Raw genomic sequence first — 23,105 nt, 5'->3', positions numbered from 1 at the left:
GCGCCCGATGATCAGCCGACTCTATGCTGAGCTTTCCGGCTTCGCGGGCTGGCGCTCCTGCGGTCGGATGGTGCTCTCCTTCTCTCGCCAGCGACCCCGCTTGTCTGCATAGAAGGCCCGGATCTGCTCGAAGTCCGTCTCGATGTCTTCTCCAGGCAGAAATGAGTCCCCCAGCCCGATCTGCTTGCGCCGATAGTCGATGAAGGCCATGACGACCGGGACCTGGGCGGCGCGCGCGATATGCCAGAAGCCCGATTTCCAGTGATCGGTGTGACTGCGGGTGCCTTCGGGGGCGATCGCCAGGATGAAGTCGTCGGTCCCTGCAAAGCGCTCTGCCATCTGCTCGATCATTCCGCCGCGTTGACTGCGATCGACCGGGATGCCGCCCCAGAACCGAAAAAGCGGCCCCAGCGGGCTGTCGAAGAGGCTGCTCTTGCCGATCCAGTGCACTTTCAGGCCGATTCCCCAGGCCGCGAGAATGCCGACGACGAAATCCCAGTTGCTCGTGTGCGGCGCAAAGATGACGACGCAGCGCCCGGTTCCGGGGTCTTTCACGGACAGGGTCCATCCGAAGATGCTCAGCAGAAATCGAGGAAGGGCTCTCATGTGAGGTCGGGGATTCTCATGGTCTGACGGTTGCGCGTTCGGTCATCTTACTCGGGTTCTGCGTAACCGAGACACTCACCTTGTGTTGATGAAAACAACGAGACCCCTGCCATTTTGGTGTGAGGGGGCTTCCCTACCTGATCATGTTCAGGCACGGCCAAGCGGCGGACACCAGAGTCGGAGTCGCATCCAATGCGGAGCTCGAAAATCTCACAAGATCGCACCTCTAGATGCGAAGTGATGCCCAAGCCATCGCCAGTCATGGAACGAGGCCGAAAGGACATCGGTGAGCATGGTGACCAGAAGCGCAGGACGCCGATCTTTCCCAGTGAGTGGGAGTCGCTTTCTTGATGCCTGCAGGATGAACCGGGGCACCCATCAAAGCCAGAGGCTTGCATGGGTGTCCCGAGTCTGGTTGCCTTCCATGCCGCTTGCCGCTCAGAATGGCTTTGCCACCTTGTCCTGATCAACGGCAATGCGGTTCGACTCGATCAGTGAGCGTAGGTGATCTCGGAACGCGTTCATCGAAAGCGTGCCTATTCGGGCCCGGGTCAGCGCATCGAAGCTGTCTTCCTTGGGCAGACTCAGGGCCATCGCCAGTGCGCCCAGATTGAAGCCCAGTTGGACCTTTCGGGCCTCGGACAAATCATCCCAGTGTTCGACGCGCGTGAACCGAAGCACCTGCTCGGCGGAATGGGTGACAAAGGCCTTGTCTGTGCTCATGCTGCTTGAAACTCCCTTTGTGTTCAGTGACACCTGAACGCCAGTGTAACTGCGCCCGGCCCGCATCACGGTCGACTTGACGTTCCAGCAGTTGGCATTCGTCCGACCGGTTTTCTCGGGCGCCCGGTCGCTACGGCACCAGGTTTGCGATTTGCAGTGTGGATGGGCTGTAGGAGTGAGGGGCGAAGGATCAGGACGGCCAGGAAGTCTGGCTGACTTCCCGGGTGTCCGGGCTACAAGAGAGCCCTTGAAGACGATCCGGAATCAGGGCGCCAGCGCCAGTCGCTCCAGCAGGGCGGCGGCCGATGGCGACTGCTCGCAGATCTCGAGCTTTTCGGCGCGCGGCAGGCGCTTCAGCCGGTGTTCGGCCCGCAGCGCCAGCGACCGTCCGCCCAGGGCCACGGCATAAACCAACTCCACGGAGGCAGCCCCTCGCGTGAACCGTGCGGCCCGGGAATTTCCGGCGCGATGCTCTCGCCAGCGTCGATCCGGGTCGGTGCTCACGCCGGTGTACAGGCGACCATCGCAGTCCAGCAGGTAGATCCACCACAAGGGCGAGCTTGCTTCATCGTTGCTCATTCTTTTATCAGCATCTCTGGCCAAGCCCCCCTTCGATGAGACGAGGATAGCAAGACCGCTTGCCATGTCAGGGAAACGAATGTGCAAGAAGACGGCGCTTGTTGGTGTCGCCATTCCATTCCCGACTCAATTTGAGGTCAACGTTTGCGGCAATAACGAGATATCCACCAAGTCCGAAATGCCCGCAGTGGGACACGCGTCAGTGGGGTGGAGTTCGTGGGCTTCCGCATTAGAGATGCCTGGTCAGTGGTCTCCACCGATCGGCAGGAAGTCCTGTCCGTTCCAGCGGAGCCGCTCAACGTTTCCGTCTTCATCGAACTCGAAGCCGGCGACGCTGCCGCCGCCGGTAAGGGTCAGGCGGAACTGCTCCTGCGGCGCGTCGAAGATCTCGGCTCGCGCGTGGGCGATGCCCATCCAGACCTCGAGCCCGCCGGCCACGGCTTGCCACTGCATCGTTCCCATGGCCGGGTTGTGGAACCGTCCGGTATAGGCGCTCAAAGGGCGCGGGAGCGGCGCGAGTCGTTCGGCGCGCTCGGCCAGGCTCTGGGCGATTCGCTGGCCGAGTACGGCGGTCTCCTCCCGAGCGGCTTCCAGCGCTTCGGCGTAGTGGGCGTCCAGGTTTTCATGCTCAAGCAGGCGCGCGTAGATGTAGCCGGCGAGAAGCTCGGCGGCCGGGGTGCGCGTGCGGCCGTTGCTCAGGACCACCACACCGAGTCCCCGCTCAGGCAGAAAACTCATGTGGGAGAAGTAGCCGGTAAAGCCACCGAAGCGCTGCAGTATCCGCTCGTCGCCCCAAAGTGCCCGATCCCAGCCATAGCCCCAGCCGTCGCGCTGATACTCGAAGTCCTGGCTGTCCTGTCGGGCCTGCTCGGCATGGGTGGCCGCGATGACTTCAGGATCGAAGATCGCCTGACCTTCCAGCTGCCCGAGGCCGATATGCATGGCCACGAATCGTGCCAATGATCGCGCGCTGGCGAAGTGGCCGCCAGCAGCGTGCAGGTTGGCATCAGCCTTGGCAAGGCGTACGCGTTCGAAGCGCCCTTCGCCATTCAGCACATGGGGCATGGCGATGCGATCGGCTTCCAGCGTCGAGGGTCTGGCGGTGACTTCGTGCATGGACAAGGGATCGAGGACCCGGGATCGCACCACCGTCTTCCAGCCATCGGGCGCCATTTCTCCATCGTCCACCGCATCGATCACCAGGCCGAGAAGGTTGTAGGGCAGGTTGCTGTAGTCAAAGGCGCGGCCCTCTTCGCTGGCGCCATAGTCCGCGAACAAGTCGATCAGCAAGGGCACCGTGAACTCACCTGAATAGGCCGTCCGCAGCACCGCAGGCCAGGCATCGGAGACACCGTCGGTCATGGCCAGCAGGTCGTGAACGGTGACGTCGTTGGCGTCGATGCCCTCGCCGAAGCGGAGCGTCGGCAGATAGCGGGTCACCGGAGCCTGTAGGTCGATGCGGCCCTCTGCCGCCATCAGGACCACGGCGGTCGCCGTCAGGGCCTTGCTGCTCGAAGCGATGTAGAAACGGGTCCCCGCATCGACCGGCATGTTCGTCTCCATGTCGGCCAGACCCACGCCGAAGCCATCGGCCACGCGATCACCAGTCACCACAGCGACGGAGAGCCCGGGCGAGAGCCCGGCATCGACCAGGTTCTGGGCGTAGGCGCGAATGTCCTGGCGCCATTGACCACCGGGGCTGGCCTGAGCCTGTATGGACGATGCGCAGAGGAGCAGGCCGAGAACGAACACGAGGCTCATCAGCACGAAGCGAGTGATAGAAGGCGGGTGCGGTGGGCGGATTCGCGACATGGGTCGACCTTGCGATGAATGAACGAGCGTCCATTCTGACCGTATGGCGGGTGAGCGGTCTTGTACGAATCGAACATGGAACCCCGGACGCGCTGGTCCGGACTTCCTGGATTCTGCGAGGTGAAGGGACGGGCTCAGGCGGCCAACAGATGGTCGCGCCAGGCACCCGGTGTGGTGCCGGTCATGGCGCGGAAGTGACGGGTCAGATGGGCCTGGTCATGGAAGCCGCTGGCGATGGCGACCTCGGCCAGGGGCAAGTCCGCTTGCGTGAGTTGCAGTAGCGCTCGATCGATGCGTCGGCGCAGTCGATAGCGGCTGACCGAGCAACCGTAGGCCGCGCGGAAGCAGCGCGTCAGATGCGTGGCCGAGACGCCGAACTGCAGAGCCAGTTCGGCCACTGTCGTGGGCTCGTCTGGTGTGTCGTCGATACGTTCGCGCACCTGCTTGATGAAAGCGCCTGGCGATTGCCCCGAGGCCGGGCCGGTCTCCCGCAGACCGTCCAGCAAGAGCAGGCAGGCTTCACGCAGCCGGTCGACGGCATCGGTGGCTGCGTTCGCGCGTTGCATCTCGACCAGCGCCGAGACGGTCTCAGCCAAGGCTGAGCCCGGTACGCGGCGGCCGCTCGCCCATCTCCAGGGAGGAATCGGCCACGCATCCGGATCATCGGCCAGGGACTCGAGATCGATCGATGCCATGACCACTCCTCGAGGCCCGAAGCTGGTTGCGTGATCCACCTCCGCGGATTTGACCGCCACCGCCAAGGGGCCTGCCTGCGTTTCATCATGCCGAGTGGCCTCCTGAACCTGCCCCGACAAGACCAGGCTCAAACGAGCGCGACCGTCGCAATGTGTCGGCATGAAGGTTCCGGGCGCGTAGCGAACGGTGCGAACCAGGGGCGCTGTGGTGCTTGATGTCTTGCGTCCATCCATGCGGATCAGCTTGCGCTCATCGGAGGCGCTGCAACAGTGCCGTTGGTCATCGCCGAATCTGCAACGACGACGGGTCACCCAACGGCTTTGGTCGGTTCAAGCCAGGATCCCGGGGTTTGGATGCTGCAGCACCAGCGGAGATGGGTTCGCGTCTGCTTTAGCGGCTTCCGCTCCGGCTGACTGAAGCCGGGGTAGGGAAGGGCCCTGGCAGACACCGCCATGGAAGGTGGCCCGCTGCAGTCCGAAGAGCGATGGGCGTTCACGCCCCGTAAGGAGCGTGATGCCCAAGCAAGATCCTCACCCGTACCGCGTCGGCAGTACCTTGCATTCGAGCGGCTGCAGACGCTCGTAGCTCTGGTGGCCATCGGCCAGCAATAGCGTGGGCGCGCCCAGGGCCCGGCCGACTTCGAAGTCATGGTCCGTATCGCCGATCAGCAGGGTCCTGCCCGGGTCCAGGCCCATCGATGCATACAGCTGCTTGCCGCGCTCGACCTTGCTGCTGGCCTCGCAGTGATCCAGGCCGTAGACCTCGTCGAAGGCTTCGTCGATGCCGTGGTGGGCGAGCAGCTCGTGCACGTCCGACTCGATGGCTGCGGTCAGGATGGCAAGTCGATAGCCGTTGCGCTTCAGATCCGCGATCATCGTTTCGGTCTCATGGAACAGGTCGACCTTCGTCGCCACGTCGGCTGTGTAGCTTTGCATCCAGCGCGTGGCCAGCGCCGGGAACGGGTGCCTGGAGAAATCGAAACCCAGCTGCTGGTAGTAGCTCTGCACCGGGAAGGTGAAGATGTCCCGGTAGCGCGTTCGCGTGAGCTTCGGCAGGGCGAACTCCTGCAGCATCGCGTTGGTGATCGAAAGGCAGTAGTCGACGTCGTCGAGCAGGGTGCCGTTCCAGTCGAAGACGATGGTTTCGGTGCCCGCGGGGATGTGCTGGATCAGGTTTCGCATGCGACGGCATTCTAGCCGATGCGGCGCAGCCGTCCCGGCACGATCGATCGTGATCGAGGGCAAGGGGACACCCTGAGCGACCTGCTGGCTCGAATCCAGGCTGGTTGCCGGGTGTCCCGAAACTCCCCGAAATCCGTTCTAGGGAGCCTCTGAATAATCATGCTCGGGCGCGACAGGTCTTTGCGGGAGTCTCCGGCTTGGCTTGGGCGAGCGCCGTTTCGTGCCAGGTGCGGTTTGCCGAAGGCAAGAAGCGCCTGGTGACGAAACGATCAGCGCGTGCGGTTTGGTCATTCCAAATAAGCGAGCCCAGACGAGGCGGAGGCCCCGCAAAGGCCTGTCCCTATCGGGTTTCGCCGGAAAAGCCGCATCTCGCGCGTCGCGCCACTCGGCCGTAGCGCCGTTTCGTGGCTGGCGCGGTTTGCCGAAGGCAAGAAGCGCCAGACTAAGAAACGATAAGCGCGTGACGGCTACTGTCACTCGCGTCGCACCGCACGATCTGCGGCTTTTCCGACTGAAACGCGCTCCAAGCATGATTATTCAGAGGCTCCCTAGTCAGACCCGCTGCCCGCTTCGAAGCGGTCATTGAAGATCAAGGGCACCACGACCGTGTCGTTGACGGTCCACTCGATGGTCTGTGAGGTCACGGCATCATCGGGGTCGAAGGCCAGGATGAGCACGATGTAGGGCTCGGTTCGACCGGCATTGGTTGAAATCGTGCCGCTGATCACGCCGCTGGTCCCGTCCATGCTCAGGCCTTCCGGCAGATTGCCGATCTCGAAGCGCAGGGTGTCGCCGTCGATGTCGGAGAAGTGCGAGCTCACATCCAGGCTGACGACGTCTTCCTCGTCGTTGAGCTGGTCGGGGATTTCGCTTTCGACCTGCGGAGGGGCGTTGGTTTCGATGATGTTCCAGGTGAAGCTCTGGGTTGCGAACAAGCCGAAGGGGTCGGTCGCGGTGATGACCACGGGATAGGAGCCCGAGCTCTCGAAATCCAGGGTTCCTTCGACCACGCCGCTACCCGGCGTGATCTCGAGGCCAGGGGGCAGGCCGGAGGCTGAATAGCTCAGGGCCTGGCCGTCGGGATCGTTGAAGCTCGCGTTCGTCGACAGGGGGAAGATCTGCGTGCCCTCGTTGTCGTTCTGGTCGCCGATGGTCCCCACGGCGACCGGCGGCTGATTGTTGGCGGCGGGATCGCAGCCCAGCGTGGTCACGCCCGACTCACCTTCGGCCATGGCGATCACGCCGCCCAGCGCATCGACGCCCTCGCCGTCGCCGGCCGTGTTGTATTGCTCGACGAACACGGGGCTGGCCGGATCGGAGATGTCATAGATCAGCAGGCCGGAGAAGACCCCCGCGCTGATGTAGAGACGGTCCCCGTCGATGCTGACCCCGGTGACGACCGCCGGCGAGACGCCGATATCGGCGACTTCCGTCAGGCCGCCGAGGCCGTCGTGTTCGAGGATGCGAACGCCGTCCAGCTGGGTGCCCACGAAGACATGCGAGCCGCTGGCCGCGATGTCGACGGTCCCGCTGGGTAGGGCATGGGGGCTGCCGATGGTGACGGGGAGGGCAGGGTTGGAGACATCGATCACCAGCAGATCGGTGTCGTTGCTGTATCCCGAGTAGGCCGTGGTTCCTGCCACGGCGATCTGCCAGACGGTCTGACCCGCCGGGACCAGGGAACCCACCAGGGTCGGTGACATTGGATTGCTGAGATCATGAATCCGCAAACCACCGAACTGTCCCGAGGCCACGTACAACAGCGAGCCGACGCCGACCAGGTCGTTGGACTGGAAGGAGTTGTCCAGGGTATTGACCAGCGCCGGAGCGCCCGGAATCGGGTCGATGATGGCGATCTCGCCGCTGTAGCTGGTGCTCGCGATCCCGTAGCCGCCAAGGTGTCCGATCCGACGAGCCTCGAAGCCGATATCCAGCGTATCCACCAGGATCGGCGCCACGGGATTCGTGGTGTCCAGCATCACCACCCCGAAATCGCTGTTGGCGACGAGAACGTGGTCCGGGCCCACGCTGACCGCGCGGCTTCGGTCGTTGAAGACGATCTGAGCGGTCTCGACGGGGGTCCCGGGGTCCTGGAAATCGACGAGGCGGACGATGGGCGACACCGAGCTCCCATGAATGGTGAAGACGCTGTTGCCCACCGGCACCAGGCGGAACGGACTGAATCCGTAGTTCCCCAATTCCACGGGCGTCGCCGGCGTGCTGATATCGAACAGCACCGTACCGTCCACATTGTTCGCCACTGCCACCCGATCGCCCGGCATGGCCACCACTTCGTACAGGAAGCCCGAAAGACCGATCGACCCCAGCAAGGCGGGCGCGGTGGGGTTGCTCAGATCGAGAATCTCGAAGCCGTTCGCCCCGCGCGCGACATAGAGCCGGTTTCCGTCCAGCGTGAGTTGTCCCGCTCCGGTGGAAGCCGTCCGTTCGGCGACCACGGTGGGGGTCGCCGGATTGCTGATGTCGACGATCTGGATCCCGTCGTTGTCCTGCCCCAGATAGGCATGGTTGCCCCTGAGTGCTACATCGAAAACGAAATTGCTCACGGCGCCGTCGGAATTGGCCACCCAGGTGGGCGTGTCCGGGTCACTGATGTCCAGCACCGCCAGACCGATGGTGCGCACCGCGACGAATAGATGGCTGCCTCTGAATTCCATGCCGTAGGGCTGCTGCAGACCCGGCCAGGCGAAAGTGCCGCGACGCAGGGGCGCGCCCCGATTGCTGATGTCGACCAGTGTGGCATTGTCGAAGGCGTCGGAGGCGGCCGCCATCTGGCCATCTTCCGAAATCGCGATGAAGATCGCCGGATGATCGAGTGCTGCCCGGCCCAGCTCGACCGGGAGCGTTGGGGTGCTGATGTCGAAGATCACCAGCTCGGCCCCGGCACCGATCAACAGGAGGTCCTCACCGCCCCCGGTGAAGCGCTCACCATCCTGAGGCACACCACCGCCCCAGCGACCGGTGCTCAGGACGCATTCCGCGCCGTCGATCTGACCATCCCGAGAGGACGCCGCCAGATCATGGCCTGTCGATCCAGGCGCGGCCATGGCCGGGCCGACGCAAAGCGAAACCGCCAAGAGCAACAACTGCAACCCGATAATCCTCATCGACATCTCACGCTCCCTTTCACCGTGACTGCATTCTGCAACGTCGACCAGCCTATCGCTGGGCCAGCCGGGAAGCTTGCAAATACCTTGAAAGATACGTGAAATCTTCCGGGATGCCTTCATCGTTCCCGGCTCGGGGCCGCGCGGGTCAAGGTGGTTCAGGGCTCCGGGTTTGACTGATGGAGAATCGATCCTCGAACGTTCGATCGGTCGAAATCCGGCCCCGGACGACGCTGCCGTTCCAGTCGAAGACGATGGTTTCGGTGCCTGCGGGGATGTGCCGCCCAGGAACGGGACGCTCATGAGATCTGCACATCGTGCAGGGCAACGCGGGCATGATCAGCTAGTTTGCGGAAGGCGTGGATCAGCGCCAGGCTCATGGAGGGCATGGCGTACTGGCGGGCGCGACGGGGTTGCCTGTCGTCACGTATTCATTGTCCCGGCAAGTTATGCTCCGCTTGGTGGGCAGGCGTCTGCCAACGATGGGATGTGGGCGAAGGATTGTCTGGCACCTACGAGTCGACCAAACCTGAGGGGAAAGCAATGCGAGTTTTCGTTGTTCTGGCCTGTGTCTGGGCTTGTTCCATGCTGTGGGTGTCGAATGATGCACGAGGGCAGACGGGGCTGTATTCGCTTCAAGCGGTCGACGCCCCGATTCAGATGGGTGCGCCGAAGCGTTCGGCTTCTGTCGTACTGCAGTCGACTTGTGCGGATCAGCCGCTGCAGTATGCGGCCGCGAAGGCCACCGGTCTTCAGTCCATCAATATCAACAACGCGACCTCGGCCCAAGCGGCCGGGCAGTGGTTCGAGGCGCCTTCGGCAATCGAGATCAGTAGCGCCTCGTTCTATGCCTTCGTGCCCGATAGCGCACCTGCGGTCACCGTCACCGTGGCCATCTATGGTTCCGATGCCGCCAGGCTCCCGCTTGGCGAGCCGCTTGCCACGGGCACGATTCTCGTTGCGAATGAACTCGGCGCCGGAAATCTGCCGGACTTGCTGCAGACCGTGACCTTCGCTGCTCCACTGACGATCAGCGGCCCCTTTGTGGTCGCCATCGAGAATGCGAGCCCGGCTGCATTGAACGTGGTTTCCAACGACTACAACGCGGCCGATGGCGCAGGGGAATTCCTCGCGTCCGCGAACATCGCGGGGACCTGGCTGCTGGGCAGTGGGCTCAACCTGGGCGGTGTCCCCCTTGATGCCGACTGGCTTTTCGAACCGACGGTGACCTTCGAGCTGGCACCGGCAGTCTCGGCCACGCCGGTCTGTCTGAGCGATGAATCGCCCACGACCGTCGTCCAGTTTTCAGCCAGCTCGCCGTTCCTGGCCAGCCGGTTCTTCAATCAGGCGGCCTTCCTGAACCTGATCGGTGAAAGCTACCAGTGGGATTTCGACGATGGCAGCCCGGTGGTCACCGGGATCGACCCTTCTCACGAGTATGCGTTCGTTCCGGGGACGGTCTATCAGGCCACGCTGACGGCCACGCTGTTCGGATGGGTCAACCAGTGCGTTGCAGTCCTGAGCGCACCGATCAGCACCTTGCCGACCTGTGAACTGCTCTTCAGTGATCGATTCGAGGAAGCGCCGCCGCCCTGATCGAGTCCCGGGGGCGTCGTCAGTACCGCGCTTTTGGCAGCATGGTGGTGCGGCGATGTGCGGTTTCCGATTGCCGTGACATTGCAGTGATCAGGACCCCACCAAGGCCTCGTTGCCATGCGCTTCCTCCGATACCTGATCTCTCTCTGGCTGATCGCCTCGTCCGTGCCCGATGCAGGCGCCCAGCCGTCCTTCGACGACGCCGTGATGGGCTATGCCTACGCCAATAGCGCTGGAACCCTGCAGTTCGACAATCTCTACAGTCGCACTGGCAACGACATCGTCAGCCAGCACCCGTCGACGGGAGTGCATACCATCCAGATCCATCGAGTGATCGCGCAGGGCAGTTTCGTGCCCATGGCTGCCTGGGCGGGATCCAGCACCAGGGGCTGCACGATCCAGGGATACGGCTTCAGTCTGACGCCCCAGTTCACTCCCTATCGATGGGCCAGGATCTTCTGCTTCGATGAGCTCGGCAATCCATTGAACGCCTGGCATCAGTTCATGCTCGTCGATGAGGGTGGTGTCGATGGCAACAATGCAAAGCTCGCCTTCGCAGACTCTCAGCAGGCCCTGCCGTCGGGCAACTTCCTCGACCTGTCGGCAGGCTCCACGCACAACCCGGGAGGGGGCACGACCACGCTCGCTCGTCTCGGTGTCGGGCAGTACGAGGTCACCTTCAACGGGCTTGGGGCGGTGATGCCCAGGGGCAGCACGGTGCAGGTGATCGCGGTTTCGCCGACCCAGCCGCGTACCTGTCGGGTGGATGACTGGACGCTGCATTTCGCCGGCTCGAACAATGCGCGCGTGCGCGTCCATTGCTACGGTCTGCCTGACGATGGTCTGGTGGATTCGCAGTTCGTGGTGCTGCTGGCATCCACCGAAAGCTCGCCCTCGGCCGCGGCAAGTGCCGCGATCCCGGGTGAGGTCGGGCCGCCGACCGTCTGGACGCCACTGAGCGGCGAGGATGTGCACAATCCACACGGTGAAGTCGAATACCGCTGGGATCCCGTTGGCCTGGGCGGTTTCTACCAGGTTCGCTTTCGATGGCCGAGCGAGTCGGACGAGGGCGTGGCGTTTTCCAGCCCGGTCTCGCCTTCGATCTACAACTGCACCAACTCGCCGGCGCATCGCCCGCCCGGTGAGTCCGCGGACTACCTCTACGTCAACGTGGTCTGTCGCCGCCCCGATGGTGGCAACAGCACGTCGGGCTTCAATCTGCTTCTCGCGCAGGTCCTCGCTCCTCCTCTGCCGGACCGGATCTTCAGCGATCGCTTCGAGCCATGAGGGCGCGGGAAGAGCGGCGCGGGAAGAGTGGTGCACCCTGAAAACCGTTGGCAAACCCCATGACTGTTCTGCGTCCTTGGCTCGGTGGTGTCCTGCCAGGCCTCTTGCTTCATTGCCATCGAGACGGGATCGGTCAGGCAGAAGAACTTGAAGGCAAGGACGACGAGGTCAGCGTTGGAGACCCTTGCCATGAATCGCAAGCACGAGGTGGTCATGACCGAGCCTTGAACAGGCTCCATGTCAACGGCCACGCAGGTTGCGCTTCGTCACGAAGCGTGAATAATCGATAAGTGTTGTAAAACAGTTACTTATCGCATTGAAAACCGCTCCCGCCCGGCTATTCTTGGCGTCACTTCAACCCAAGGACGCCATGCCATGCACAGCCCTCACCCCGTCTTCTCACTGCGCCGACTGGCGATGACCGCTTGTCTGATGATGCCGGCCATCGCCTGCGCCGACCTGTTCGATGACGGTCACCCGGACCTGATTCCAACGAGTCAGTTTCCGGCCCCGGTCGAGCCCAACAGCTGGCGCGGAATCCTGCGGATCAACTGCGATTTCTCCCACGCGGCCTACGACGATCCGCTGCTGTTTCCGGGCCAGCCGGGGGCCGCGCACTACCACAAGTTCTACGGCTACACGGGCACGGATGCGCAGTTGCATGCCGAAGCGCTCTACGCGCCGGTGCCCGAAGGCGCCACCGTGTCGACCTGCCAGGGCAATCAGCTCAATCGCAGCGCCTACTGGATACCCGCCCTGCTTGCGCCCCTGTACGACGAGAGCGGGGCGAGGGTCATCGATGAGGATGGTGAGCCGGCCTGGCAGGTCGTCGATGCCGTGGTGGGCGGGGACGATGTCGCCCACGAGATCTTCTACTATTCCGCCGCCGTCGATGAACTCCACACGATCGTGGCGCCCCCGCCTGGACTGTCGATCATCGCCGGCACGGGCTCGGCCAACAGCGCCGATCCACAGGACATGGCCATCGCCCGCTGGCACTGCCAGTCCTGGGAAGCCACCGACGCCGGCAATCCGGATTTCAGGCCCTACATCCCCGAATGCACGGCGCCGGATCGGGTGCGCATGGACCTGTTCTTCCCCAGCTGCTGGAACGGGGTCGATCTGGACAGCCCCGATCACAAGTCACACATGGCCTATCCCGAGCAGGTCGGCGGTCTGATGGTCTGCCCCGAGTCCCATCCCGTGCCCCTGCCGCGAGTCAGCTACCACTATGCCTTCCCGGTTCGGCCGGAAAACGCCGACCCGGCGTCCCGTTCCTCGCGCGGCTGGCGTCTGGCCTCCGACATGTACACGGTCAGCGACAACGAGCCCGGCGGCTACTCGCTGCACGGGGACTGGATCAACGGCTGGCACGTCGAGGTCATGGACGAGATCGTCCGAGGCTGCATCCAGGGCGCCCTCGACTGCCATGACGGCAACCTGGCCAACGGCTATCGCCTGTCCGGCACCTCGGAGGGCATCCAGAACCGCCTGCCGATCGAGAACGCCGGCATGGGCTTGCACGCCGGCTCCGAACACGCTGTGATCTTCGGGCCAGAACTGGCCGGTGCCTGGTTCGAGCCGGCGACGGCGGGTCAGGGCCTGTTCATTTCATCCGACGCCGCCGGATCGACCCTGTTCGCTGGCTGGTTCACCTATCAGGGGCCGAGCGAAACGTCTCCGGGCGCACACCGCTGGTGGACGATCCAGGGTGATTACGCCGACGCGAACTCGGAGTTGACGATCTATCTCACCGAGGGCGGTGACTTCGATGCCGCGACACCGACCAGTACCCGGCCCGCAGGCGCCGCCACGATGGCCTTCGAGGACTGCAACAGCGCCACGCTGGACTACCGCTTCGATACCGGGGAGGCCGGGACCATCGAGCTCCTTCGCCTGCTCCCGGTCGCCGACACGGCCTGCGAGTATCGATGATTGGGCGATGGGCGGCCCTTCACCCAGACGTTTGAATGGCCGCCCATCCTGTGGCCTCCCCGGGCGCTTGATCCAGATCAGGGCAGGCCAGATCGAGCCGTGTAAAGGTGGGCGCCAGTAAACACCCATCGAGGGCAGGGCCAGGGCGCCCCGGCAGGATCGCGAGCGCCCGGAAGGTCCGTGAAATCGGCACATGCAGAAGCAAATGATGACGCTCACGGTCAATGGTCGGGAGGTCGAGCTGGCCGAAGGCTCGACCCTGCTCGATGCGGTCCGCGCGGCTGGCGCGCAGGTGCCGACCCTGTGCCACCATCCTCGCTTGCCCTCGCACGCCGTCTGTCGGATGTGCCTGGTGGAGGTCAAGGGGCGGACTCGCCCCCAGGCGGCCTGCGTGACGCCCGCCCGCACGGGTGACGTCGTCGACACCGACAGCGATGCGCTGCGTGCCTTTCGAGAGGCCAATGCCCAGTGGCTTCTGGCCCGCCACCCCAATGACTGCATGCGCTGCGAGGTCAGCGGGTCCTGCGCACTGCAGAACCTGATCCACGAACACCAGTGGCAGGAGCGCTGGGAGAAGGTCCCGATCGGTTCGCCACAGCATCCGGAACACCGACTGCACGACCACACCTCGCCGGGCATCTGGATGGACTTCTCCAAGTGCATCGAATGCGGTCTGTGCGTGGAGGCCTGTGGTGAGCACGGGCAGCAGCAGTTCGTGATCGGCTTCGCCGAGCGTGGTGCCGAACGCCAGCCGGTCACGGTCTTCGACCAGGACCTGGCCGACACGTCGTGCATTTCCTGCGGCCAGTGCACCCTGGTCTGTCCCGTCGGTGCCCTCATCGAGGCACCGCATTGGCACGAAGTGTTGAACCGTCTCGATGCCCGACGCGACGTCGCCGTTGTCCAGGTCGCGCCCGCGACCCGGATTGCCATCAGCGAGGAATTCGGCATGCCGGCCGGGACGATCAGCACGGGGCGCATGATCAATGCTCTGAGGGCGCTGGGCTTCGACTACGTGTTCGACACCAATTTCGCCGCTGACCTGACCATCATGGAAGAGGCGTCGGAACTGCTGGGGCGGCTGCAGAATCCGTCGGAACTGCCGCTGTTCACGTCCTGCTGCCCGGGCTGGGTGAACTGGGTCGAGATCAACCGTCCCGATCTGCTGCCCCATCTCAGCTCCACCAAATCACCCCAGCAGATGCACGGGGCCCTCAGCAAGCGAGCGGCCTTCGCGCGCTCACTGGGGCCGGAATTCGCCGAGGGCCGCCGCGAGCCCTATGTGGTCAGCGTCATGCCCTGCACGGCCAAGAAGGACGAAGCGCTGCGGCCGGGGCAGCGTGGTGATGTCGATCGTGTGCTGACCACCCGCGAACTGGCCCGCATGATCCGCGCCCGCGGGATCGCCTTCAACGCGCTTCCCGAGGAGGGGGTGTTCGACAATCCGCTGGGTGCGAGCACCGGTGCCGCACAGATCTTCGGTTCTTCCGGTGGGGTGATGGAGGCCATGCTCAGAACGGCCCTGCACATGGCCGGCAATGATCAGGCGGGCGCTCTGGAATGGACGCGCCTGCGTGGGGTCGATCGAGCAATCAAGACCGCCGAGATTCCCGGCCTGGGCCGGGTCGCGATCTGCAACGGCATCGCTTCGGCCCAGCAGTTGCTGCAGACGGACGATTGGCGACAGGAGTTCATCGCCATCGAAGTGATGGCCTGTGTCGGTGGCTGCCTCGGGGGTGGCGGCGAGCCCAAGTCGATGGATCCACTGGTGCTGGAAAAGCGGATGAAGGCGGTCTATGCCATCGATCAGAAGGCGCCGCGACGGCGATCCTTCGAGAATCCGCAGGTCCAGGCCCTGTACGCCAGTGAGCTGGGCGAGCCCAATTCGGACGAGGCTCGACGCCTGCTGCACACCAGCTATGCGCCTCGCCACTCCAGGCGGGACTTCCCGATGCGCTTTCTCGACTGCGTCGATCGCCGGGACGGCAGCGGCGCGACCCGCCTGCTGCATCCGGATGCGGTCTGGGAAACGGCAGGCCCCTTCGGCGAGCTACGCGGCGCGACCGCCATCCAGGCCTGCATCAATCTCCAGCTACCGCCACGCCAGTCCGGGCCGAGCTACGCGCGGCTCCGAATGCAACCCAGCAATGACCCGGACGACCTATCGATCATCGCCCCGAACGGTGAGCGCTGTCGCTTCGAGATCGAGCTCGACACCCTCCTCGACGCCGGCCAATCGAAAACCGTCATCCGGCGTCTGGTGCGCGTGGTCCAGGCAGAAACCCAGTGAGCCTCTGAATAATCATGCTCGGGGGCTTCCTGGCTGGGCGGGCCCGTATCTTGTATCATCCCCGGCGGTATGGGGAAATTCACTGTCTGGGTCACGGCGTTGATCCAGGGGTTCGGTCGCGGGCTTCATCGAGCGACGCCATCGGCTGGCGTCACGACCGATCCGCAAGCTCGGCTGCGTTTGCAGTGCTCCCTTGGCAGAGTTCTGCCGTCGATTGAATCTCAGTCACCAGTCACCATTCACGGGGAGCCGTTGGCATGCATGCGTGGGCCAAATCAATCCGAGTCTTGTTGTTCATTGGCGCCTTGGGCCTGATCTCCCTGGCCCTTGCCCGTCCGATCTTCTGCGATCGATTCGAGGCCGAGTCCTGCCTGGTGCTTCCGCGCGTGACCCTGTCGGCGACGGAACTGTCCACCTTCGAGTCGGGTGAGCTGACGATCGGTTTGGAGAAGGGCGCTCTGCCGGGTGGTCAGGACGTTTTCCTGGTCAGTAGCGATCCGGCCATTCTTGCGCTTCCGGCGTCCGTTCGCATGGACGAGGGCGAGACCGAGCTGACCCTGCCGATCTCGACCCAGGCCGACTTCGGCAGCGTGACGCTGGAGGCCACGGCGGCAGATCATCAGCCGGCGACCCTGGAGTATGCAGTGACACCGCGGGGCCTGACCTTCCTCTCCGGTTCGCGAGTCGAAGTCGGTCATTCGATCGAGGCGTCCATCGAGCTGGATCGACCCGCGCCCCAGGGCGGTACGGTGGTGAGCCTGAGCAGCGTCGATGCGTCCGTGATCGAGCTTGCCCCGTCGCAACTCACGATTCCCGCAGGCGGCTCGCAGGCCACGGTGACCCTGACCGGGGTGGGTGAGGGCTCGGTCGACGTCCGCGCATCAGCGCCTGGCTATACCGATGGGACCCTCTCGATCACGGGTATCGGTGACATCCTGAGCATCGGCCAGGTCACGAATCTCGTGCCGGGCCAGGAGCGGAGCCTTCCGATCAGCCTGAGAGCGCCGGCACCCGCCGGCGGCTTGACGGTGCAATTCGAGAGTGCCGATCCCGGCGTGGCATCGGTCGACCCTGTGGTCGAGATTCCAGCGGGGAGCCGGCTGCCAACGATTCAGCCGCGGGTCAGAGGCCATGCTCTGGGCGACACGGTCATTTCTGCGCGAGTCGCCGGGTTCGCGACTCGACAGCGGGACGTCGAGGTGGCTGCGATCCAGGTTGATCTCGGCGACGAATCACTGGAGCTGCCAACAGGCTGGGCTCAGACGCGGGTGCTGACGCTGTCCACGGGTGCACCAGCCGGTGGTCTCGAGATCGCCTTGTCCAGTTCCGATGGCAGTGTCCTGACTGTTCCCCAATTTGTATCAATCCCGGCTGGGCAGGTGACTGCGACGTTTCAGGTCAGCGCGATCAATCCTGGAACGGCCGAGTTGACTGCTCAAGGTGACGGAATCGGCTCGACCAGCCTCACCTTCACCGTGGGTGCCTTGCCGTCGATTTCGCTGGAAGACAAGCTTGTCGGAAGGGGGCTGCAGGATTACCACCGCGTTCGATTGACTCGCTCACCTCCGGCGCCGGTCGAAGTATTCCTGACAGTCGATGACCCTTCCGTTGCTGTACTGACCCGCGACAGGGAGTCGGTGGGTGCCTCGTCGATCAGTATGGAGCCGAGTACGACGTCCTCAGATCGATCCTATGTGATTCAGGGCCTGAGTCTGGGCACCACCTTGCTGACCGCATCCGCAGAGGGATTCGCTGATGCGCAGGCGATCATTACCGTGACCCCGGCGGGCCTGTATCTGGATTTCGGCTCATCCCTGGAATCGATCGTCACCACGGTGATTTCAGACCCGAGACGGCTCTACCTGGAACCTGCGCGATTGAATCAAGATGGGTCCTGGGCGGAGGACCAATCGATTCGTGCCGGACTGGACCTGGCGGTCCCCGTGAGCAGTGACGACTCCACCGTCGGTTCCGTCACTCCCGATCCAGTGCTCATCGAAGGTGGGCGGAGTCTGGGGCAAACGCAGTTCACTGCGACGGGTGTGGGTGCGACCATGATCAATCTGGATCAACCAGCCGGCTTTCAGGCGCCGACGGACCGGCCGGTTTCCGGTGAGGCGCGGGTCTACTACCCGCATCACGTGGGCGATGTCAAAGTGGGGCAGGGGCTTCAGCTCGGACAGAGATTGGTCGCTTCGACTTTCTTGTTTCAGCGCCCGGTCACTCTCAGTGTGTCCGATCCGACAATCGCACTGATTTCCGATAGTGGCAGCCGACCCGGCGTTGCAGCGCTTACGCTCAATCCGGATCCATCTCAGAGTGGTACGACCGTGTTTATCCAGGGGTTGAGCACGGGGACGACGACCCTGACCTCTTCGACGCCGGGCTTCCCATCCGTCCAGTCCACCATTACGGTCCTTGAGTCGGGCTTCTACATTCGGTCGCCTTTTTCAATTTACACGACAACCGTGTCCCCGCCGACGGGGGTCGTTGTTGGATCGCGTTGCGCGGCGCCCGAATTCTCGAACTGCATTTTTCAGGGGGTTCGTCCTGGATTGACGGTCGAGGTGCCCGTGACCACCACCAATCCTGCGGTGGGCGAGCTCGATGAGGCTGTGGTGGTGTTCGAAGGCGGGGTTAGCAGCGCTGCGGAGTATGTCTGGTTTCAGCCCGAGCAGGTGGGTGTCTCGGAGCTGCACTTGCTTCAGCCTTCCGGGTTTCTGGAAGATCCAGGGTCCACGACCTCTATCGATGTCACCGTCAACGCTCCGCAGATGAGCTTGGACGACTGGCGTGTGGGCAAGGACCTTCAAACCGCGCATTTCCTGCGCCTGGGCGCGATTCCTACGAGGGTTGAAGACATCACTGTCCATGTGGCGGACCCCTCGCTTGCGCTCTTGTCGAAGAACATTGAGACGCCGGGGTCTGCGGTGATCGAGTTGAACAGTGCAGGGAATTCGGATCTACGAAAGTTCTACGTTCAGGGTCTCCAGCAAGGCGTCACGGAGATCATTGCTTCGGGCCCTAGCTATGCAGAGGTTCGAGCTAACCTGACGGTTACCGATTCGGGGTTCTTCATCTCGGGGCCGGAAGCGATCAGTGCCACGTTGGGCGCCGGGATTCGGCAGTTGGCTATCACCTCTGCCAGCTTGAACGAGGATGGAACTGTGTTCGGTTCGCAGCGGGTTCGTTCAGGTCTGGAGGTTGAGGTGCCAGTCACCGTGGACAACCCCCTCGTCGGTGAGATCACGGCCAGTCCGATCACCTTTCCGGCATCGTTTGAAAGTACGGAGCGCACCGGCTTCAACCCGCTGAACCTGGGGGTCACGGCCATCAATATCGAACAGCCAGACGGTTTCACTGCGCCCATTGACAAGCCTCAGTCCATCGAAGCGCGTGTGGGAACGCCGGCAGTGGTGCTGGGGGACGCATCTACGGGCTACCGGCTTCAGGACACGCACCGCGTCAGTCTGGAGCAACTGCCGATCGAGCCGATCGATATCGAATTGAGCGTTTCGGATCCTTCGGTTGCTCTTCTGTCAGATGATCCGCTAGCTCCTGGGGCAGCGTCACTTACCCTCGGCGACGTTGGGTCGGATGATTACCAAACGTTCTCTATTCAAGGAGTTTCCGAGGGAACTACGACCCTGACGGCAAGGGCATCAGGATTTGAAGATGTCCAGGCGTTGTTGACAGTCAATCCATCGGGGTTCATTTTCACCACCAACAGACCGAGTTCGATTTCGCCACTCTCAGCAACGTTTCCCGTTGGTGTCAACACCGTCGAGATCGATGGGCAGATCGTTCGTCTTCTAGAGCTGAATCCCGAGCAAGTGGTTTCGGTGCCCATCAGTAATTCGGACTCGGCCGTCGGGCAGATCACGGTGAATCCCGTCGTGTTCGAGTCCGGCGATGGTGGTATCCAGGCCACGGGGTTCGACCCAATGAGGGTTGGGACAACGACGCTCGGTATCGGCGAGGTTTCGGGCTTCTCGGAAGCACCCTTCTGGCAGACGGATGACATCGAGGTGCAAGCGCCGCAGCTTGAGCTGGCCGACCTTACCGTAGGCAAGAACCTGCAGGCGTACCACCAGCTGCGTCCGACGTATGCGCCGGATCAGCCGATCGACGTGCTGATTGCAGTTGCCAATCCAGCGATCGCACGGGTCGCCGCTGAGGGGGATCAGTCGGGCGCCGCGACGGTGGTGCTCAGTGACGTTCAAGGTTTCGGTTCCCGATCTTTTGTCGTGCAGGGCCTGAGCCAGGGAACGACCACGATCACGGCGTCCGCCGACGGCCACGAGCCGGTCCAAGCGACCTTGACCGTGGTTGGCTCCGGCTTCTACATCGAGCGGCCATCTTCGATCGAGACCACGCACTTCTCGGAGCCGACGCAGATTCGGATCAGAGCGGGGATGGTTGCTCCCCATGGCGCCGTGACACAAGTTCAGGAACTTCGTGCCGGACTGACTGCGCAGGTGCCGGTGGCGATTGCAGATGCCTCCGTTGGGTACCTGACGACCAATCTGGTGACGTTTCAGGGCGGGGCGGGGAGCAGTCGGACGCTGGACTTCGTGCCGAGTTCGATTGGCGCAACCACGGTCACAATGGCACAGCCGGGTGGGTTCCTTGCCCCCAACAATCGTCGGCAGTCCATTGATGTCCTCGTGCAGGCGGCACCGATCGAAATAGCCAACCTGGCGGTTGGAGAGAGCCTTCAAGAGCGCCATCGAGTGAGGCTGGGGCTGCAGCCATCGACGCCGGTCGACATTTCACTGGTGGTGGACGACCCCTCAATCGCCCGACTCGCTCCCGATGCGAATTCGGCGGGTTCCGGCGCCATTACGCTGCCTTCTGTCTCATCGACAAACTGGCGGAATTTTCATGTGCAAGGTCATGGGGAGGGCTCCACCACTATTCGTGTTCTCGCAGCAGGTTACTTCGAGGCCGAGGCGATCGTCACGGTGACAGAGTCCGGTTTCTATATCGACTGGCCTTTCGCGATTTCTACAACCACCGTGTCGAACCCCAATTCACTCGTTATTGCTTCCGCACGCTTGTCTGAGGACGGCCGTTTTGCAGAGGATCAGGAGCTGCGTGCCGGCTTGACTTTGGGTGTGCCCGTGAGGACCGATGACTCGGCTGTTGGTTTCATTACCACGAGTCCCGTGCAATTCGAAGGCGGAATGGATGGCGCCTCGACGCATTTCGCGCCAGCTGGTCTTGGGGCCACAGTCATCAGGCTCGATCAACCGCATGGCTTTACCGCCCCATCGAACCGCAATACATCAATCGAGGCTGAGGTGCGAGCACCAGAGATCACCTTCAACTCTACGATCGAGGTGGGCCGAAACCTGCAGAGCGAGTACGGTTTCAAGCTGAGCATCGAGCCGCCTGAAGCGGTGGATGTCACGCTCTCGGTACAGGACTTCGGGATCGCGATGCTGAGCCGTGATCGTGCCTCCTTCGCTTCGCCATCGCTTGTCATCGACGATGTCAGCGATACATGGACCCGTTCCTTCTGGGTCCATGGCTTCACGGAAGGAGAGACCGTACTGATGATTTCGGCGCCGGGATATGAAACGGTCCAGGCAGCTATATCCGTGTCTGATTCCGGTTTCTACATTGCTTCCCCAGCAAGCATTTCCACGACCACGTTTTCCAGCCCATCGACCATCATCGTGACTTCTGCACGGCTGGACGAAGATGGCTCGCCAGCATCTAGCCAGCCATTGCGGTCAGGGATGACAGTGGAAGTCCCGGTGGTCAGTCTGGACTCGACGGTCGGGAGTGTCGACCAGAGTCCCGTCGTGTTCCAAGGTGGAGCTGCGTCCAGCCAGTTAACCTATTTCGTTCCGGCTGGAGTCGGTGCAACCACGATCAGCATGAGCCAACCCGTTGGTTTCAGCTTGCCGGTTGGCGGTCAGCAGACCCTCTCCGCAGCGGTTCGGGATCCGGTGATCCAGCTGCCCGAAATTGTCGTCGGCAGGCATCTTCAGGACTATTTCGGTTTCTCCCTTGAAGAGCCCCCTCCCGAAGTGACTGATCTCCAGCTTTCCGTTGCAGATCCGACCATTGCCTTGCTTTCAGATGGCTTCTTTACCGTCGGCAGCGGGACGTTGATCGTCGAGGATGTCGGCGGATGGTCTTCGAACCGCTACTACGTGCAGGGGGTCGAGGCGGGGTCGACAACCATTACTGCCGCTGCCGATGGTTACGTCACCGCAGTGGGCAATCTGACGGTCACCGAGTCTGGTTTCTATATCGACTGGCCGTCCTCGATCACGACCTCCACGATCTCGGCCCCTTCGAATCTGCGAGTGCATCTGGCAGAGCGCCGTGCCGATGGGGGCTGGGGTCGTGGCCGAGCGCTTCGGCCGGGTGTGTCGGCCGAGGTGGAGATTTCGACTGAAGACCCCTTGGTCGGACAGTTGAGCGTCAGCCCGCTGGTGTTCGATTCCGGGCAGGAGAACGGCGCGGGGACAGCCTTCATTCCAGGCATGGCCGGAAGCACGGTGATTAGCCTGCTACAGCCTGCGGGCTTCACGAGTCCAAATGGGCTGAACGAGACGATCGACGCGACCGTGCAGATCCCTCGGATCGAGTTGTCAGATATTTCCATCGGCGACACCGAACAAGGCTACTTCCTGGTTCGTTTGGCGGCGGATCCTCCGGGCGTGGTCGACCTGACCTTGACGGTCGCGAATCCTTCGGTTGCCTTGCTGTCCCGGTCTCAGTCCGACATCGGAAGCTCGGGCATCGTCATCCCGAATGTCTTCTCAACCGGGCCGAGAGGCTTCTATGTTCACGGTCTCTCACCGGGCACGACCACGATCACGGCCTCGGCGCCTGGCTACGAGCCCACTCAAGTGTCGTTGACGGTGACCGCGGCTGGCCTGTGATTGACGATCCGGTCGCTCGAGAGGGCCGGTCGTCCTGCCTTCGCGACTGATTCGAGAGACTGTGCTGGCCAGCGCCGCCGTCAAGGGCCGGGATTGCGAGCGCTGCCCTGTCCCTGGCCAGAACAGCCCGGATTTCGCGATTTGGCCTCCGCACAGTCGCCAGATTGGCGGAAATGGGGCAAAAACCGCAGAAAACCTTTGGCTTATGGCCCGGTTTCGTGTATAAAGCACGCTCCAAAAAGTTGTACTGCCGACGGTGCCACCTGACGGTGGGCGCCGTGCTGCGCGTTATCCGATCCCGGCGGGGGTGATCGACCCGCTGAATCCTTATCGGCAAGGCGGTCCGAGACAGCTTTGCAGCGCACCGAAGCTT

General features: G+C 63.0%; 12 protein-coding genes. 5 read left to right on the top strand and 7 right to left on the bottom strand.

The window, feature by feature from the left end; genetic code table 11:
* Positions 1 to 21 precede the first annotated feature (21 nt).
* The 7 genes from WM2015_RS13590 to WM2015_RS13560 all read right to left on the bottom strand — a co-directional run bounded on the left by WM2015_RS13590 (position 22) and on the right by WM2015_RS13560 (position 8,728).
* Positions 22 to 555, bottom strand: coding sequence for a lysophospholipid acyltransferase family protein (locus WM2015_RS13590; RefSeq protein ID WP_169751189.1), 534 nt, complete (start codon positions 553 to 555; stop codon positions 22 to 24).
* Between the two features lie 489 nt (positions 556 to 1,044).
* Positions 1,045 to 1,329 (bottom strand): hypothetical protein, encoded by a 285-nt coding sequence (locus tag WM2015_RS13585; protein ID WP_049726556.1) that lies wholly within the window; start codon positions 1,327 to 1,329, stop codon positions 1,045 to 1,047.
* Between the two features lie 264 nt (positions 1,330 to 1,593).
* Positions 1,594 to 1,908 carry a GIY-YIG nuclease family protein gene (locus tag WM2015_RS13580; protein ID WP_049726555.1) on the bottom strand — a complete coding sequence of 105 codons (315 nt, stop codon included), beginning with the start codon at positions 1,906 to 1,908 and terminating at the stop codon, positions 1,594 to 1,596.
* A gap of 243 nt (positions 1,909 to 2,151) precedes the next feature.
* On the bottom strand, positions 2,152 to 3,669 hold the full coding sequence (locus WM2015_RS13575; protein ID WP_049726554.1) for a serine hydrolase: 1,518 nt from the start codon (positions 3,667 to 3,669) through the stop codon (positions 2,152 to 2,154).
* A 185-nt stretch (positions 3,670 to 3,854) separates the two neighbouring features.
* Positions 3,855 to 4,316, bottom strand: a complete 462-nt coding sequence (locus WM2015_RS16085; RefSeq protein WP_169751188.1) for a helix-turn-helix transcriptional regulator — start codon at positions 4,314 to 4,316, stop codon at positions 3,855 to 3,857.
* 630 nt (positions 4,317 to 4,946) lie between these two features.
* Entirely contained in the window at positions 4,947 to 5,597 is a 651-nt protein-coding gene (locus WM2015_RS13565; RefSeq protein ID WP_156201206.1) for an HAD family hydrolase, read from the bottom strand.
* A 548-nt stretch (positions 5,598 to 6,145) separates the two neighbouring features.
* Positions 6,146 to 8,728 carry a putative Ig domain-containing protein gene (locus tag WM2015_RS13560; protein WP_169751187.1) on the bottom strand — a complete coding sequence of 861 codons (2,583 nt, stop codon included), beginning with the start codon at positions 8,726 to 8,728 and terminating at the stop codon, positions 6,146 to 6,148.
* Positions 8,729 to 9,211: 483 nt separating this feature from the next.
* Here WM2015_RS13560 and WM2015_RS13555 point away from each other — a divergent pair, with 483 nt between their 5' ends.
* The 5 genes from WM2015_RS13555 (at position 9,212) to WM2015_RS13535 (ending at position 22,732) form a co-directional block, all read left to right on the top strand.
* The gene (locus tag WM2015_RS13555) at positions 9,212 to 10,318 is read left to right on the top strand and encodes a PKD domain-containing protein (protein ID WP_156201204.1); all 1,107 of its coding nucleotides are present in this window, start codon (positions 9,212 to 9,214) and stop codon (positions 10,316 to 10,318) included.
* Positions 10,319 to 10,435: 117 nt separating this feature from the next.
* Entirely contained in the window at positions 10,436 to 11,605 is a 1,170-nt protein-coding gene (locus WM2015_RS13550) for a hypothetical protein (RefSeq protein WP_049726549.1), read from the top strand.
* A gap of 375 nt (positions 11,606 to 11,980) precedes the next feature.
* Positions 11,981 to 13,540 (top strand): DUF1996 domain-containing protein, encoded by a 1,560-nt coding sequence (locus WM2015_RS13545; protein ID WP_049726548.1) that lies wholly within the window; start codon positions 11,981 to 11,983, stop codon positions 13,538 to 13,540.
* Positions 13,541 to 13,733: 193 nt separating this feature from the next.
* Positions 13,734 to 15,830, top strand: a complete 2,097-nt coding sequence (locus WM2015_RS13540; protein WP_211260936.1) for a [FeFe] hydrogenase, group A — start codon at positions 13,734 to 13,736, stop codon at positions 15,828 to 15,830.
* A 290-nt stretch (positions 15,831 to 16,120) separates the two neighbouring features.
* Complete coding sequence (locus WM2015_RS13535) at positions 16,121 to 22,732, top strand: peptidase associated/transthyretin-like domain-containing protein (protein ID WP_156201202.1); 6,612 nt, start codon at positions 16,121 to 16,123, stop codon at positions 22,730 to 22,732.
* The last annotated feature ends 373 nt before the right edge of the window (positions 22,733 to 23,105 follow it).

Origin of the sequence: Wenzhouxiangella marina, assembly GCF_001187785.1 — a bacterium.
In the GTDB taxonomy this organism is placed as follows: Bacteria; Pseudomonadota; Gammaproteobacteria; order Xanthomonadales; family Wenzhouxiangellaceae; genus Wenzhouxiangella; species Wenzhouxiangella marina.
This window is presented reverse-complemented; position numbering and strand designations above follow the sequence as displayed.